This is a genomic window from Micromonospora sp. NBC_00389, assembly GCF_036059255.1.
Taxonomy (GTDB): domain Bacteria; phylum Actinomycetota; class Actinomycetes; order Mycobacteriales; family Micromonosporaceae; genus Micromonospora.
The window spans coordinates 2,359,660-2,374,892 of record NZ_CP107947.1; the positions used below are offsets into that span (position 1 = coordinate 2,359,660).

Below are 15,233 nucleotides of genomic sequence, written 5' to 3' on the forward strand. Positions count from 1 at the left end.
AACGTGGCCAACCGTTCACCTCCTGTTGAGCTGTCGGGACGCACTGTGCGGTATCCCTCACCCGACGACGCGCCCACGGGTCCTACCATCCGGGGATGAGCGAACGGCGGTCAAGTGAGTCCGGTTTCCCGATCAAGGACGTCTACTCGGCGGCCGACCTTCCGGAGGACCTGGACACCCGCCTGGGCGGCCCGGGCGAGTTCCCGTACACCCGGGGGGTCTACCCCACGATGTACACCTCCCGCCCGTGGACCATGCGCCAGTACGCCGGCTTCGGCACCGCCACCGAGTCCAACGCGCGGTACCACCAGCTGTTGCGGGCCGGCACGATGGGCCTCTCGGTCGCCTTCGACCTGCCCACCCAGATGGGCTACGACTCGGACGAGCCGATCGCGCACGGCGAGGTCGGCAAGGTGGGTGTCGCGATCGACTCCATCGACGACATGCGGCTGCTCTTCGCCGACATCCCGCTGGACAAGGTCTCCACCTCGATGACCATCAACGCGCCCGGGTCGGTGCTGTTGCTGCTCTACCAGCTCGTCGCCGAGGAGAACGGCGTCCCCGGCTCGGCGCTCAACGGCACCATCCAGAACGACATCCTCAAGGAGTACATCGCCCGGGGGACGTACATCTTCCCGCCGAAGCCGTCGCTGCGCCTGGTGGCCGACACGTTCGCGTACTGCCGCAAGGAGGTGCCGAAGTGGAACACCATCTCCATCTCCGGCTACCACATGGCGGAGGCCGGAGCGACGCCCGCGCAGGAGATCGCGTTCACCCTCGCCAACGGCGTGGAGTACGTCCGGGCCGCGCTGGCGGCGGGGCTGGCCGTGGACGACTTCGCCCCCCGGCTGTCGTTCTTCTTCGTGGCCCGCACCACGCTGCTGGAGGAGGTGGCGAAGTTCCGCGCCGCCCGGCGGATCTGGGCCCGGCTGATGCGCGACGACTTCGGCGCCAAGGATCCGAAGTCCATGATGTTGCGCTTCCACACCCAGACCGCGGGCGTGCAGCTCACCGCCCAGCAGCCGGAGGTGAACCTGGTCCGGGTCGCGGTGCAGGGTCTGGGCGCGGTGCTCGGCGGCACCCAGTCGCTGCACACCAACAGCTTCGACGAGGCGATCGCGCTGCCCACCGAGAAGGCCGCCCGGCTCGCGCTCCGTACCCAGCAGGTGCTGGCGTACGAGACGGACCTGACCGCCACCGTCGACCCGTTCGCCGGCTCGTACGTGGTGGAGGCGATGACCGCCGAGATCGAGGCCGCTGCCGTCGAGCTGATGGAGCGGGTGGCCGACCATGGCTCGGCGGTCGACGCGATCGAGGCCGGGTTCCAGAAGCGGGAGATCGAGCGGTCCGCGTACCGGATCGCCCAGGAGATCGACTCGGGCGAGCGGGTGGTGGTGGGGCTCAACCGGTTCGCGGTGGACGAGGAGGAGCCGTACGAGCCGTTGCGGGTCGACCCGACGATCGAGGCGGCTCAGGCCGAGCGGCTGGCCCGGCTGCGCGCCGAACGGGACGCCGACGCGGTGGCGCGGGCCCTCGCCGGGCTCCGGGCCGCTGCCGACGGGACGGAGAACGTGCTGTACCCGATGAAGGAGGCGCTGCGGGCCCGGGCCACGGTCGGTGAGGTCTGCGGGACGCTGCGCGAGGCGTGGGGGCTGTACCGGCCCACCGACCGGTTCTGATCGGACGATCGGCTGTTTTGCCAGGTCAAGGCGGGTTTGCTGGGCGTCGGCGGAGCTACAGTCGGAAGCGGATCCTCCGGCTAGGCCGGGGGCGGCGTGGCCCCCGACGGCGTCCGGGGTGTGCCCACCAGGTTTAGGGGTAACCCGACCGGGTGAACGCGGACGCACACGGTGTGCGGTCACGGCGGACGGGTGCGTGTGAGCGTCTTTATCCGGCTCGTTGCGGAGCGTGGTCGGCTAATTGTCGGAGTGTCCGTTCATCAGCCGGACTAATGCGACAATTCGCAACGGGGGCCCATGAGTGGCGCCGGGATTCGTGACCGCCGAGATCGGTTACGCGTTGTAGGAGGTGAGGGGCGGATGACGGCGTTCGACCGTGATCTACCTGCTGTCCCACACATCTCCGAGCGCCCTCAGCAGGGCATACGTGACGCTGCGCGGTCTGATCATTACCGTAACGAGGTTGCGCAGCGTCACCGCCGGAGGTCTAGGCTGTCTGCTGTCCCCGATGATCCATCCATCTCTAGTGATCGAGAATTCGACGTGACGAGTGCGTTGACGCTGCCCACGGGCAGCCAGCTGGCGTCGTCCTGGCCGGAGACGCCGCCCGGGTCCATCCCTCTGCCCCGCGATCTGGACCACCTCCTCGCGCTCCGCGTACCAGGGCTGATCGCTACGCGCCGTCACCTCCACTCGCACCCAGAGCTTTCCGGCACGGAGTTCGAGACGGCCGCCCTGATCGCCCGGGAGCTCTCACTGGCCGGGCTGCACCCACGGCTGCTGCCCAAGGGCAACGGCGTGATCTGCGACGTCGACGGCCGCCAGGACGGCCCGGTCATCGCGCTGCGCGCCGACATCGACGCCCTTCCGCTGCACGATCCCAAGGACGTGCCGTATCGGTCCACCGTGGAGGGCGTCTGCCACGCCTGCGGCCACGACGTGCACACCTCGATCCTGCTCGGCGTCGGCATGCTGCTGGCCCAGCTCGCCGACCTCGGTGAGCTGGACGGCCGGGTCCGGCTCATCTTCCAGCCCGCCGAGGAGATCCTGCCCTGCGGCTCGCTCGAGGTCATCGAGGCCGGCGGCCTGGACGACGTGGTGCAGATCTTCGCGCTGCACTGCGACCCGAACCTGCCGGTGGGCCAGGTCGGCCTGCGGGTCGGCCCGATCACCGCGGCCGCCGACAACGTCACCGTCCGGCTCTCCGGACCGGGCGGGCACACCGCCCGTCCGCACCTGACGGTCGACCTGGTCGACGCGCTCGGCCGGCTGATCACCGAGGTGCCCGCCCTGGTCAGCCGCCGGGTGCCGGCCAACAGCGGGCTGCTGCTGGTCTTCGGCCACGCCTCGGCCGGCACCCGCTACAACGTCATTCCCTCCGAGGCGTGCGCCTCGGGCACGCTGCGGGTGATGGACCGCGACACCTGGGAGCAGGCTCCCAAGATCGTGGCTCAGGTGGTCCGCGACGTGATCGCTCCGACCGGCGCCACGGTCGACCTGGAGTACCTGCGCGGCCGGCCGCCGGTGAGCAACGACTCCCGGGCCATCCAGGTGCTGACGGCAGCCACCGCCGCCGCGCTCGGCCCGCAAGGGATCGCCGAGACGCCGCAGAGCATGGGCGGCGAGGACTTCTCCTGGTATCTGGAGTACGTCCCCGGCGCCCTCGCCCGCCTCGGCGTGGGCCGTTCCGGCCCCAACGTCGACCTGCACCGCGCGTCCTTCGACGTGGACGAGCGGGCCATCCCGGCCGGCGTACGCGTCATGGTGCAGACCGCGCTGCGGGCACTGGCGGCGGCGCGCTGACCGGTGCCACCAGGGCCGGATCCTTCCGCCGCCGGCGCAGCACCAGCAGCAGCACCGCCAGCGGTACGCCGAGCGCCACCAGCCAGGGCAGCAGCGCGCCCAGCACGGTGAGCAGGACGGTCAGCGAGGCGACGAACGCCTTCCAGCCGCCCTTCAGCCCGACCAGGAAGCCGGTTTCGGTCTTCTCTTCGGCGGTCTTCGCCGCCGGGCCGGCCAGCGACACGGTGATCGTGGAGAGGGCGGTCAGGTCGGCCAGCCGCCGCTTCTTGGCCTCCAGTGAGGCCAGGTCCGCCTCCCGGCGACCAAGCTCGTTCTCCAGCGACACCAGGTCGGTGATCGAGGTGGCGCGGGCGAGCAGCCGGCGGGCGCTGTCCACCCGGGCCCGCTGACTGATGATCCGCGCGTCCAGGTCGACCGTCTCCTCGGTGACGTCCTGGGTGCTGATCTCCCGGCTCTGCTGCCGGCCGAGTTTGGCGATCTCGTCCACCACGCCGGAAAACTTCGGCGCCGGCACCCGCAACTGCAACTCCGCCACCGCGTCGGCCTCGGCGCTGTGTCGCTGGTCGCCACCGATGAAGCCACCGGCCCGGGTGACCACGGCAGTGACCTCGCGGGCGGCCGCGTCCACATCGTCCACCTGGACCCGCATCGCTCCGGTGTAGATGATCGCCCGCTGGTCGATCCGCAGGTCCGGTGCGCCGGCCCCGGCCGCCCCGGGCCCGCCAGCCCCGGCCGCCTCCGGTGCGCCCGCGGCGCTGTCCTTGTCCGCGGCGCCGCCGTTCGCGGCCGGCGCGTCGGCCGCCGAGCCGGCCGTGTCCCGCGCCCCGCTGTCGCCGGCACCGCACCCCGTCAACACCATCGCCGCCGCCAGTGCCGTTACCGCCAGCAGTGTGCCGTGGCGTCGTCCCGCCCGTTCGTCCATCCCCGCTCCTTCTGTCGTCAGCCGGTGTGGCGATACCTCGGACGCGGCGCGCTCGTCGGCTGGTTCCGGCAGACTGCGCTGAGGACGTCACGATTCGATAATCGAGGAGTCACGATGCGGCTCACCAAGTACGCCCACTCCTGCCTCCGGGTGGAACACGACGGGGGAGTGCTCGTCGTCGACCCCGGGGTGTTCAGCGATCCCGCAGCGCTGGAAGGTGCGGACGCGGTGCTGGTCACCCATGAACATGCCGACCACCTCGATGTGGCGGCGGTGTGTCTCCAGCTCGACCGGGGACCGCTCACGATCCACGGGCCCGCCTCGCTCGCCGGCACCCTCGGCGACGCGGCCGAGGCGCTACACCCGGTCGCGGCCGGCGAGTCGTTCACCGCCGCCGGGATCGCCATCCGCGCGTACGGCGGGCGGCACGCGGTGATCCACCCGGACATCCCGGTGGTGGACAACCTCGGTTTCCTGATCAACGACGTGGTCTACCACCCCGGGGACGCCCTGGTGGTGCCGGACGAAACCCCGGTCGACACGCTCTTCGCGCCGATCCACGCCCCCTGGTCGAAGTTCTCCGAGGTGGTCGACTTCATCCGGGCGGTCGCCCCCCGGCGTGCGTACGCGCTGCATGACGGGCTGCTCAACGCAAACGGGCTGGGCGTGCTCGACCGGCAGTACGCCGCGCTGTCCGGCACCGAGTACCAGCGTCTGGAGCCCGGTAGCCGGGTGGACGTCTGAGGCCATGCCCGGCCCCTCCCCGGAGCTGGTGGAGCAGCTCTACCGCACCCCACCGGAGCGGTTCGTGGCCGCCCGGGACGCCGCCGTGTCCGAGGCCCGCCGCGCCGGCGACCCGACCACCGCCCGGCAGTTGGCCCGACTGCGCCGCCCCACGGTGGCCGCCTGGCTGGTCAACCTGCTCGCCATCCACCGCCCCGAGCTGGTCGCCGACCTCGTCCAGCTCGCCGACGCGCTGCGTGCCGCCCAGCGGGAGTTGCGCGGGCCTCGGCTCCGGGAGCTGTCCGCGCAGCGTCGGGCGGTGGTGGCCGCCCTGGTCGCCGAGGTCCGCAAGCTCGCCGCAGCGGAGCCGGACGCCCCGCCGGCCAGCAAGCTGCCGCTGGCCGAGGTGGAGGCGACCCTGAACGCGGCGCTCTCCGACACCGAGGTCGCCGAGCAGGTCCGGGCCGGACGCCTGATCCGAGCGGCCAGCTACGCCGGCTTCGGCGAGGTGCCCCGCCCGCAGTTGCGGCTGGTCACCGGCGACGAAGAGGGGCCGGCCGTGGAACGCCCGGTCCGCCGCCCCGGTGCCCAGCGGGCCCGCCCCGAGGAGGCGGCCCCCCGTACCGACCGGGCCGCAGAGCGGGCCGAGCGGGCGGCGCAACGGGCGGCCCGCGCCGAGCGGGACCGGCAGCGCCGGGCACTGGACCGGGAACTGGCCAGGGCCCGCACCGACCAGGAGCGTGCCGAAGCCGAATTGACCGAGGCGACCGACCATGAGCGCGACGGCACCGCCGTACTCGATCGGATCGAGACCGAGCTGGCCGAGTTGGAGCGGCGGCGGGCGGTCGCGGAGCAGGATCTCAGCCGGGCCAAGCTGGCCCGGCGCGCGGCCGAGCGGGCGGTCACCGTGGCCCGGCGGCGCGCGGGCGAGGTCGAGGCGGCGGTCGAGGCGCTGGCGGCCGAAGAGGGGACTGCGGACTCCGGCGGTGGCCCGGCAGACTGACCATCGATGGACGACGACGAGCGGGCGGGCCGTCGCGGGCTGGCAGTCCCGGGTCGGGAATCCGCCGTGGCTGGTGGGCCGGTGCGCCCGGGGGTGGCGTTCGGATGACGCCGGAGCAGGTCGCCGCCGCCAGCAAGCCGGTCGTGCTCGACCTGGGCGACGGGTTCAGTCGATGCCCGACCACACTGCGCCGGGCTCGGCTGCTCGGCATCTCCGGCTGGGCCTTCTACATCAGCGGCAGGGCCGGCGCGCTCGGCGACGTACGGGCCGAGACGGCCGCCGCCGCCCTCGGCTTCATCGCCCCGGACGCGGTCGCGGACGGTTGGGACGCCGCGGCCCGGGTCCTCCGGCCGGCCGAGGTGGCTGCCGCGAGCCTCGCCGAGTGTTGCCGGTGGGGGACGCAGCACCTGGGCGCGCTGCCCGGCACCGAGCGCCTGGCCGGGCTGGTCGAGCGCGCGGTGACGGCGGCGGACGCCAGTGGCATGCCGCTCTTCGCCGCCTGGCGGGCCATGCCGCTGCCGGATCTCTCCGCCGGCGCACGGAGCGCCGCAGGGCTGCGACTGCTCCGCGAACACTTCACCGGCGCCTACCTGCTGGCGGTGCGCGCCGCCGGAATGACCCCGCTGGAGGCCGTGCTGGCCGGGCCCGAGGGGGAGGCCGGCGCGGTGGCCTGTGGCTGGCCGCCGCCGTACCCGCCGGTCGGGCCGCTGGTGCGTCGGCGGCTCTGGGCGGAGGCGGTGACCAACCGGCTGGCCGCGCCGGCGTTCGCGGTGCTCGGCGCCGCCGACGGCGCCGAGCTGGTGGAGCTGTTGCACCGGACCCGGGCCGACCTCGCCCCCACGCTGCCCCTCGGCCGGTGACGACGGGCTGTCCAAAAATGGGCGGCGCCGGCGGCGGTCGGCTGTCAGGATCACCTGCCGTGACCCTTCCCGCTGGCTGGACCACGCGCCGGCCCACCCTCGACGACGTTCCGGCGATCCTCGCGGTGGTGCACGCCGCCGACACCTTCGCCATCGGCCATCCCGACTTCGACGCCGAGGACGTCGCCGAGTCGCTGGGCGCCCCCTTCTTCGACCCCGCGCGGGACTCCTGGCTGGCGGTGGACCCGGACGACGCCGTGGTCGCCTGGGCGACCCTGGACAACCCGACCGGGGTCGGCCGGGAGTTCGTGGAGGTCTACGTCGACCCGGAGCGGGCCGCCGCGGTGCGGGCTCCGCTGCTGGCCCGGCAACTGGACCGGGTCGCCGAGCGGGCGGCCGAGCGGGGGCTGCCCGCGCTCACCGTCCGGTGCGCGGTCTTCGAGCCGGAACGCGACTGGGAACGGGACCTGCGCACGGCCGGGTTCACCCTGGCCAAGCGGTACGTCCGGATGAGCCGTCCGCTGGCCGACCTGCCCGCCGAGCCGCCCCCGCCGCCCGGCGTGACGGTCCGCCCGGTCCGCCCGGACGACGAGGCCGACCTGCGGGAGTTCCACCGGATCCACGACATCGCCTTCGGCGACACCCCGGACCACGAGCCGCTGTCGTACGAGCGGTGGCGGGCCCGGATCGGTGACGTGACCGCCTGGGACGAGTGGTTCGTCGCCGAGGTGGACGGGGTACCAGCCGGTGCGTTGCAGTCCTCGGACCAGGCGCTCGACCAGCAGGAGGGCTTCGTGCGGAGCCTGTCGGTGCTGCCCGCGTACCGCCGGCGGGGGGTGGGCGCCGCGCTGCTGCGCCGTGCCTTCGCCCGCTACGCCGAGAAGGGCCGGCAGTCGGCCGGCCTCGGGGTGGACCTCACCACCCCGACCGCGCCGCTGTCGCTCTACCGGTCGGTGGGCCTGCGGCAGACGCGGTGGACCGACATGTTCGAGGTGCTCGTCCCGGCGGCCGGTGTGTGATTGACGACCCCGGCCGGGGCCGACGAACGGTCCGGCCGGCGTCGGGAGCAGACTGAGGGCGTGCGATACGCCCTACGCCGACGCGGTGCCGGTGGGGCGGGACCGCAGCTCGGTGACGTAGTCGTCCGGCGCGCCCGCCTTCTCGGCGGCGTTCGCGATCTCCGAGAGATACCACGACGTCGGCAGGCCGCCCTCGTATCCGTCGAAGACGTAGATCCACGCGGTCACGTCGCCGTCGAGGGTGGAGACCCGGACGTGCAGCTTGCGGTACGTGCCGGCGGCCACCCCCTCAAGCTCGTCGAGCTGGGCCGCGTCGTACGGGTGGATGTCGTAGATCGCCACGAAGACGCGGTCGCCGGGGGACTCGACCAGAGTGCTCACCGCGCCCTCCCAGCCGATCACGTCCGCCCCGGCGAAGGTCAGCCGCCACCCCTCCAGCCAGCCGGTGCCCACCATCGGCGAATGCGGGCAGTAGGCGCGCATCCGGGCGGGGTCGAGATTTGAGCCGTAGGCGGCGTGATGACGCACGGCGATGACGATAGCCCTGCCGACGGGTGGGGGAGAATACGACTGTGCGTGTCGGGTGCGCTCGGGAGAAGAAAGTCACTGTGAGCATCGACGAAGGGCGAACGTTGTGAGCCGGATCGTGATCATCGGCGGGGGGCCGGCCGGGTACGAGGCGGCGCTGGTCGCCGCCCAGCTGGATGCCGATGTCACCGTGGTGGAGGCGGACGGCGCGGGCGGGGCCTGCGTGCTCTCCGACTGCGTACCGTCGAAGACCTTCATCGCCAGCTCGGGGGTGGTCACCGGTTACCGGGACACCGAGGAGTTCGGGGTGCACTCGGACGGCCTGGAGGCGGTCACCGTCGACGCGCGGGCGGTGCACGAGCGGGTCAAGCGACTCGCGCTGGCGCAGTCCGCCGACATCCACGCCAAGCTGCTCAAGGCGGGGGTCACCTTCGTGGCCGGCACCGCCCGGCTGGGCGAGGACGCTCTCGGGCACACCCACCGGGTCATCGTCACCCCGGCCGGCGGCGGCGAGGAGTACTCGATCGCCGCGTCCACCGTGCTGGTGGCCACCGGCTCGACGCCCCGCCAACTGCCCACCGCCGTACCGGACGGCGAGCGCATCCTGACCTGGCGTCAGGTGTACGACCTGCCGGAGTTGCCCGCGCACCTGATCGTGGTCGGCTCCGGCGTGACCGGCGCCGAGTTCGCCAGCGCGTACCTGGCGATGGGGGTCGAGGTCACCCTGGTCTCCAGCCGGGACCGGGTGATGCCGCACGAGGACGCCGACGCTGCCGCTGCCATCGAGCGGGTGTTCCGCAACCGGGGCATGAACATCCTCAACAACTCCCGGGCCGACGCGGTCCGGCGTACCGCGGACGGCGTCGAGGTGGAGCTCTCCGACGGCCGCAAGGTCTTCGGCTCCCACGCGCTGATCGCGGTCGGTTCGATCCCGAACACCGCCGACCTGGGCCTCGCCGAGTACGGCGTGCAGCTGGGCCGGGGTGGCTACGTCACGGTCGACCGGGTGTCCCGCACCAACGTGCCCGGCATCTACGCCGCCGGTGACTGCACCGGCGTGCTGCTGCTGGCCAGCGTCGCCGCCATGCAGGGCCGGATCGCGATGTGGCACGCGCTCGGCGAGGCGGTCCGCCCGCTGCGGCTGCGCACCGTCGCGGCGAACGTCTTCACCGACCCGGAGCTGGCCACGGTGGGCGTCTCCCAGGACGAGGTGGACTCCGGCAAGGTGCCGGCCCGGCAGGTGATGCTGCCGCTGTCCGGCAACGCCCGGGCCAAGATGGACGATCTTTCCGACGGCTTCGTGAAGCTGTTCTGCCGGCCGGCCAGCGGTCAGGTGGTCGGCGGTGTGGTGGTCGCCCCTAAGGCCAGCGAGCTGATCCTGCCGATCACCATGGCGGTGGAGAACAACCTCACCGTCAACGAGCTGGCACAGACCATCACCATCTACCCGTCGCTGTCCGGCTCGATCACCGAGGCGGCCCGCCAGCTCATGCTCCACGAGCTGGAGTGACCCGCCACCGGGCGACCGGCGTCCGGGCCAGGGTCACCGCGACGGTGCCGAGCACTGCCACCTCGGTGAGGATGAGCAGGCGCTCGGCCAGGCCGATGAGCAGGCGCTCACCGGGGTAGGCGGACCAGATCATCGCCGTCGCCAGGGCCAGGCTGAGCAGGACGAGGGTGCGCAGCGTCCGGGCGGCGGGTGCCAGGTCGGGCCGGCGGGCGAGCAGCCAGCCGGCGGCCGGCAGCGCCAGGAAGGCGACCACCGAGGCGTACCGGTGCAGGTACGCGGCGGTGGTCATGGCGGTGCCCGGCTCGTTCGTCGGCACCACCGCGGCCAGCAGCAGCCCGGCCACCCACGCGCCGAGCAGCAGCTCGGTCGGTCGATCGGAGACCGGCTGGGGCGGTCCGGCGCGGCGCAGCCCGTACAGCAGCGCCACGGTGGCGAGCGCGAGCACCACCATCGCGATGTCGATGACGCCGCCCCGGTCGGAGACCGCGAAGTCGCTGATGGTCAGCGCCCACGGGTTGAGGTCGTCGTTGACTTCGAGGTGACCGATCACGGTGAGCAGCGCCGCCAGCGCGATTCCGCCGAGGGCGAGCAGGCCGGTGCTCCGGGTTCCAGGCATGCCTCAGCCTGTCGCCGCAGAGACCCGAGCCGGATCCGGGACGGCCACCGAAATCGTCCCGGGGGACCACCCCTAGACGTACCCGGACAGCGACCGGTGCGACCCTCAGTCGATGGGGATGTCGGCTGCGGCGGCGGCGCGGGCGTGCCGGGCGCTGACCAGGGTCATCGCCCAGCCGGCCGCGGCGAAGCCGGCCGCCGCGGCGGTGGCGATGATGGCCAGCCGCCACGCCGACTCGGTCAGCGCGGTGCCGCCCAGGTGCCCGACCAGTGCGCCGTAGGTGGCCCAGCCCAGTGCGGCGACCGCCTCGTAGAGCAGGAACAGCCGGTACGGGTAGCGGCTGCGGCCGGCCGAGAAGCAGGCCGCCATCCGACCGCCAGGCACGAACCGGCACAGCAGGATGACCACCGGCCCAGGCTGGCGCAGCCCTTGGGTGACCCGGCTGGCCATTCGGCGGGCACGGCTCGGCTCGGTGTGCCGGGGCGCCCGCCGGTCCGGTGCACTCCGACCGAGCAGGTAGCAGGCCAGGTCGCCAGCGAACACACCGAGCGCGCCGACGGCGATGGTGACCGGCAGGTTGAGCCCGCCGTAGACGGTGAGCGCGCCGCTGGTGATCATGATGATCTGGGTGGGGATCACCGGGACGAAGGCGTCCGCGATCAGCAGGCTAAGCAGCACGAGGTACGCCCACGTCGGCGATGCGACGTCAGTCAGTAGTTCGGGCACGCCTGCCACCTCGCCGGATGCGGCCGATTGAGTGTCCTGAGCCTGACGGCGTGTCCGGCGTCACCGTGGACAGCCCCGTCCCGTCGTGACCGTCGACACTGCCGGGCCACCCCTGTACAACGAGGCGAACGGTCCTCGGGTGACGGCTCGACGACCGTCCCACCGGGCCCGCGTGGGGTCGGCGGATCGGCGTCCGTCGGCGTACCGTTGTGCGCGCGGCCCCGTCCGTCGGGTCCCCCGTTCCTGACGATTCGGGCCGCCCAGGGCCGCCGGCGGGTCCCGCGCCGGCGGCCCGCCCCTTCCTCCGGCACCACAAATCCGGGTGCGTCCGCGTCCGCCCGGCGGGTACCGTCGCCGCATGCGCAGCGCGGTAGTGGTGACCACGACGCCGGGTGTCCCCGGCGTGCCGCTCTGACGTAACCACCGTCGACCAGGCCCCGGGGCGATCCGCCCCCGAGGGCCGCGCGGCGTTCGGAGTCCAGGTCGCCTCCGGGTCGTACCCGATCCAGGAGCGCGACATGATTGACCACCGCAGGCTCGGCCGGGAGCTGGACCTGTTCGTCTCCGACCCGCTGGCCGGCGCAGGCCTGCCGATCTGGCTGCCGGCCGGCGCCGCCGCCCGGCACGCCGTCGAGGAGTACGTCCGGGAGTTGGAGCGCCGCTCCGGCCACCAGCACGTCTACTCGCCGCCGCTGGGCAAGCGGGAGCTCTTCGAACTCTCCGGGCACTTCGGCTACTTCGCCGACGACATGTTCCCGCCGATGCGGCTGAGCGCCGACGACGAGTTCGTGCTCCGGCCGGCACTCTGCCCACACCATGCGCTGGTCTTCCGGGCCCGGGGCCGCTCCTATCGGGAGCTGCCGCTGCGGATCGCGGAGCTGGGCGGGATGTACCGCTCGGAGCGCTCCGGGGTGCTCGGCGGGCTGTCCCGGGTACGTGCCATCTCGCTCAACGACGCGCACACCTTCTGCGCTCCGGACCAGGTGGGCGAGGAGGTCGTGGAGATCCTGGGGCTGATCCGCGCCGCGCTCGCCGCGCTCGGCGTCCGCCCGGCCGGCTTCCGGCTGTCGCTGCGCGGGCCGGGCGAGAAGTACGTCGGCGACGACGCGCAGTGGGCCCGCGCCGAGGAGTTGCTCCGGGGTGCGCTGGCAGGGGTGGACTACGTCGAGGCGCCGGGGGAGGCCGCCTTCTACGGCCCGAAGATCGACATACAGATCGTGGACGCGGCCGGCCGGGAGTCGACCATCTCCACCATCCAGCTGGACTTCGACAAGCCGGAGCGGTTCGACCTGTCGTACACCGATCGGGACGGCAGCCGGCGGCGGCCGGTGATGGTGCACCGCAGCCTGGTCGGCAGCATGGAGCGGCTGTTCGCGTACCTCATCGAGGTGCACGAGGGCGCCTTCCCGGCCTGGTACGCGCCGGTCCAGCTGATGCTGTTGCCGGTGGATGACGGGCAGGTCGACGCGGTGACCGAGCTGGCCCGGCGGGCCGTCGACGCCGGGCTGCGGGTCGAGGTCGACGCCGCCGGCTCGCTGGGCGCCCGGATCCGGGACGCGGCCCGCCGCCGCGTCCCGTACCTCGGGGTGCTCGGCTCCCGCGAGGCGGCCGACGGGCACCTCGCGCTGCGCCTGCGCGGCGGCCGCGCCCTGGACCCGATGCCCGCCGCCGCCGCGCTCGCCCTGATCAGCCGACAGGTCGCCAGCCGCGCGGCCGACCTGCTGCCGCCGGACTGACCCACCCGCCGATCCGGGGCGGATCGTCGTCGACCGAACAGTGCGCACGGCGATCCGCCCTAGACCGACGCGGGCTGGGCGTTGGCGGGCGCGGCAGGGGCGGCGGAGTCGTCGTCCACGGCGGCGCCGGTGAACTGGGAGCGGTAGAGCCGGTGGTACGCGCCCTGAGCGACGAGCAACTGCTCGTGGGTGCCCTGCTCGACGATGCGACCGTTCTCCATCATGAGGATCAGGTCGGCGTCCCGGATGGTGGAGAGCCGGTGCGCGATGACGAAGCTGGTCCGATCCGAGCGCAGCGCCGCCATCGCCCGCTGGAGCAGCACCTCGGTGCGGGTGTCCACCGAGCTGGTCGCCTCGTCCAGGATCAGCAGGGACGGCTCGGCGAGGAACGCCCGGGCGATGGTGATGAGCTGCTTCTCGCCGGCGCTGACGTTGCTGCCCTCCTCGTCGATCACCGTGTCGTAGCCGTCCGGCAGGCTGTGCACGAACCGGTCGACGAAGGTGGCCCGGGCTGCGGCGAGGATCTCCTCCTCGGTCGCGTCCGGCCGGCCGTAGGCGATGTTGTCCCGGATGGTGCCGCCGAAGAGCCAGGTGTCCTGGAGCACCATGCCGATCCGACCGCGCAGGTCGTCGCGGCGCATGGTGGTGATGTCCACCCCGTCCAGGGTGATCCGCCCGGCCTCCAGCTCGTAGAACCGCATGACCAGGTTGACCAGGGTGGTCTTGCCGGCGCCGGTCGGGCCGACGATGGCAACCGTGTGCCCCGGCTCGGCGACCAGTGACAGGTCGTCGATCAGCGGCTTGTCCGGCTCGTAGCGGAACGAGACGTGCTCGAACTCGACCCGGCCGTGCGGGTCGAGAACCCGGGCCGGTTCGACCGGGTCGGGGCTCTGCTCCTCGGCGTCGAGGACTGCGAAGACCCGCTCGGCCGAGGCCACCCCGGACTGGAGCAGGTTGGCCATCGAGGCGAGCTGGGTGAGGGGTTGGGTGAACTGGCGGGAGTACTGGATGAACGCCTGCACGTCGCCAAGGCTCATCGTCCCGGACGCCACCCGCAGCCCGCCGACCACGGCGATCGCCACGTAGCTGAGGTTCCCGATGAACATCATCGACGGCATGATGATCCCGGAGATGAACTGCGCGCCGAAGCTGGCCCGGAACAGCTCCTCGTTCTTCGCGGCGAACGCGGCCTCCACCTCGCGCTGCCGGCCGAAGACCTTCACCAGCTCGTGACCGGTGTACGCCTCCTCGATCTGGCCGTTCAGCTCGCCGGTGTGCTTCCACTGCGCGATGAACTGCTGCTGCGAGCGCTTGGCGATGCGCTGGGTGACCAGCACCGACAACGGCACCGCGACCAGGGCCACGAGGGCCAGCAGCGGCGAGATCCAGAACATCACGCCCAGCACGCCGATCACGGTCAGCAGCGAGGTGAGCAGCTGGCTGAGGGTCTGCTGGAGACTGGTCGAGATGTTGTCGATGTCGTTGGTGACCCGGCTGAGCAGCTCACCGCGGGGCTGCCGGTCGAAGTAGGGCAGCGGCAGCCGGTTGAGCTTCTCCTCCACCTCCGCCCGCAGCCGCAGCACGGTGCGCTGGACCACCCCGTTGAGCAGCCAGCCCTGCCACCACGACAACACACTCGCGGCCAGGTAGAGCCCGAGCGCCAACAAAAGCACCCGGCTCAGGGCGCTGAAGTCGATGCCCGCCCCGGGCACGATGTCCATCCGGGCCAGCATGTCGGCGAAGCTCTCGTTGCCGCTGGCCCGGGCCGCCGCGACGGCCTGCTCGGTGGTCGTCCCCGCCTCCAACTGCCGGCCGATCACCCCGTTGAAGATCAGGTCGGTGGCGTGGCCGAGGATCTTCGGCCCGGCGACACTGAAGCCGACGCTCACCACGGCCAGCGTGATGATCGCGGTCAGGTGCAGCCGGTGTGGGCGCAGCCGGCCGAGCAGCCGCCGGGCGGACGGCCCGAAGTTCATCGACTTCTCGGCGGGCATCCCGGCGCCCGCCCACGGCGGCCCGCCGCCCTGGCGGCCCGGAGGCAGCCGCTTCGGCGTCGCCGCGTCGCCGCCGGGCTGTTGCGCGTCGCCCTCCGGCGTCCGCGCGTCGCC

At 72.7% G+C, this 15,233-nt stretch carries 13 protein-coding genes; 8 read left to right on the plus strand and 5 right to left on the minus strand.

All coding sequences use genetic code 11. The features are described from left to right. Positions 1 to 95: 95 nt before the first annotated feature. Together OG470_RS11350 and OG470_RS11355 are read left to right on the plus strand one after the other, a co-directional pair. Positions 96 to 1,679: an acyl-CoA mutase large subunit family protein gene (locus OG470_RS11350; protein ID WP_328423437.1), complete on the plus strand. Its 1,584-nt coding sequence runs from the start codon at positions 96 to 98 to the stop codon at positions 1,677 to 1,679. Between the two features lie 543 nt (positions 1,680 to 2,222). Then, positions 2,223 to 3,482 carry an amidohydrolase gene (locus OG470_RS11355; RefSeq protein WP_328423438.1) on the plus strand — a complete coding sequence of 420 codons (1,260 nt, stop codon included), beginning with the start codon at positions 2,223 to 2,225 and terminating at the stop codon, positions 3,480 to 3,482. On the opposite strand, the gene OG470_RS11360 is transcribed toward OG470_RS11355, so the two are convergent. After that, the gene (locus tag OG470_RS11360; RefSeq protein ID WP_442931189.1) at positions 3,439 to 4,425 is read right to left on the minus strand and encodes a DUF4349 domain-containing protein; all 987 of its coding nucleotides are present in this window, start codon (positions 4,423 to 4,425) and stop codon (positions 3,439 to 3,441) included. The genes OG470_RS11355 and OG470_RS11360 overlap by 44 nt on opposite strands. Before the next feature lie 93 nt (positions 4,426 to 4,518). Between OG470_RS11360 and OG470_RS11365 the strand changes: the two genes are divergently transcribed. The 4 genes from OG470_RS11365 to OG470_RS11380 all read left to right on the plus strand — a co-directional run bounded on the left by OG470_RS11365 (position 4,519) and on the right by OG470_RS11380 (position 8,009). Beyond that, the gene (locus OG470_RS11365) at positions 4,519 to 5,148 is read left to right on the plus strand and encodes an MBL fold metallo-hydrolase (RefSeq protein ID WP_328423439.1); all 630 of its coding nucleotides are present in this window, start codon (positions 4,519 to 4,521) and stop codon (positions 5,146 to 5,148) included. Between the two features lie 4 nt (positions 5,149 to 5,152). Continuing rightward, on the plus strand, positions 5,153 to 6,130 hold the full coding sequence (locus tag OG470_RS11370) for a hypothetical protein (protein ID WP_328423440.1): 978 nt from the start codon (positions 5,153 to 5,155) through the stop codon (positions 6,128 to 6,130). A 104-nt stretch (positions 6,131 to 6,234) separates the two neighbouring features. Then, positions 6,235 to 6,990: an SCO6745 family protein gene (locus OG470_RS11375; protein WP_328423441.1), complete on the plus strand. Its 756-nt coding sequence runs from the start codon at positions 6,235 to 6,237 to the stop codon at positions 6,988 to 6,990. 59 nt (positions 6,991 to 7,049) lie between these two features. Next, complete coding sequence (locus OG470_RS11380; protein WP_328423442.1) at positions 7,050 to 8,009, plus strand: GNAT family N-acetyltransferase; 960 nt, start codon at positions 7,050 to 7,052, stop codon at positions 8,007 to 8,009. A gap of 72 nt (positions 8,010 to 8,081) precedes the next feature. Here OG470_RS11380 and OG470_RS11385 read toward each other — a convergent pair whose 3' ends face one another. Then, complete coding sequence (locus OG470_RS11385) at positions 8,082 to 8,537, minus strand: gamma-glutamylcyclotransferase (RefSeq protein ID WP_328423443.1); 456 nt, start codon at positions 8,535 to 8,537, stop codon at positions 8,082 to 8,084. A 106-nt stretch (positions 8,538 to 8,643) separates the two neighbouring features. Here OG470_RS11385 and OG470_RS11390 point away from each other — a divergent pair, with 106 nt between their 5' ends. Then, a complete protein-coding gene (locus OG470_RS11390) occupies positions 8,644 to 10,047 on the plus strand; it encodes an NAD(P)H-quinone dehydrogenase (RefSeq protein WP_328423445.1) in 1,404 nt (467 codons plus the stop codon). On the opposite strand, the gene OG470_RS11395 is transcribed toward OG470_RS11390, so the two are convergent. Further along, positions 10,025 to 10,663: a DUF998 domain-containing protein gene (locus OG470_RS11395; RefSeq protein WP_328423447.1), complete on the minus strand. Its 639-nt coding sequence runs from the start codon at positions 10,661 to 10,663 to the stop codon at positions 10,025 to 10,027. The two genes, OG470_RS11390 and OG470_RS11395, sit on opposite strands and share 23 nt — an antisense overlap. Positions 10,664 to 10,768: 105 nt before the next feature. Beyond that, positions 10,769 to 11,389, minus strand: coding sequence for a DedA family protein (locus OG470_RS11400; RefSeq protein ID WP_328423449.1), 621 nt, complete (start codon positions 11,387 to 11,389; stop codon positions 10,769 to 10,771). A 518-nt stretch (positions 11,390 to 11,907) separates the two neighbouring features. Here OG470_RS11400 and thrS point away from each other — a divergent pair. Continuing rightward, the gene (gene thrS / locus OG470_RS11405) at positions 11,908 to 13,125 is read left to right on the plus strand and encodes a threonine--tRNA ligase (protein WP_328423451.1); all 1,218 of its coding nucleotides are present in this window, start codon (positions 11,908 to 11,910) and stop codon (positions 13,123 to 13,125) included. 59 nt (positions 13,126 to 13,184) lie between these two features. Here thrS and OG470_RS11410 read toward each other — a convergent pair whose 3' ends face one another. After that, positions 13,185 to 15,119, minus strand: coding sequence for an ABC transporter ATP-binding protein (locus OG470_RS11410; RefSeq protein ID WP_328426301.1), 1,935 nt, complete (start codon positions 15,117 to 15,119; stop codon positions 13,185 to 13,187). Positions 15,120 to 15,233: the final 114 nt, after the last annotated feature.

Coding starts and splice junctions, on each gene's coding strand:
- OG470_RS11350 (WP_328423437.1), top strand. CDS start 96: ATGAGCGAACGGCGGTCAAGTGAGTCCGGTTTCCCGATCAAGGACGTC.
- OG470_RS11365 (WP_328423439.1), top strand. CDS start 4,519: ATGCGGCTCACCAAGTACGCCCACTCCTGCCTCCGGGTGGAACACGAC.
- OG470_RS11370 (WP_328423440.1), top strand. CDS start 5,153: ATGCCCGGCCCCTCCCCGGAGCTGGTGGAGCAGCTCTACCGCACCCCA.
- OG470_RS11375 (WP_328423441.1), top strand. CDS start 6,235: ATGACGCCGGAGCAGGTCGCCGCCGCCAGCAAGCCGGTCGTGCTCGAC.
- OG470_RS11395 (WP_328423447.1), bottom strand. CDS start 10,663: ATGCCTGGAACCCGGAGCACCGGCCTGCTCGCCCTCGGCGGAATCGCG.
- thrS (WP_328423451.1), top strand. CDS start 11,908: ATGATTGACCACCGCAGGCTCGGCCGGGAGCTGGACCTGTTCGTCTCC.
- OG470_RS11410 (WP_328426301.1), bottom strand. CDS start 15,119: ATGCCCGCCGAGAAGTCGATGAACTTCGGGCCGTCCGCCCGGCGGCTG.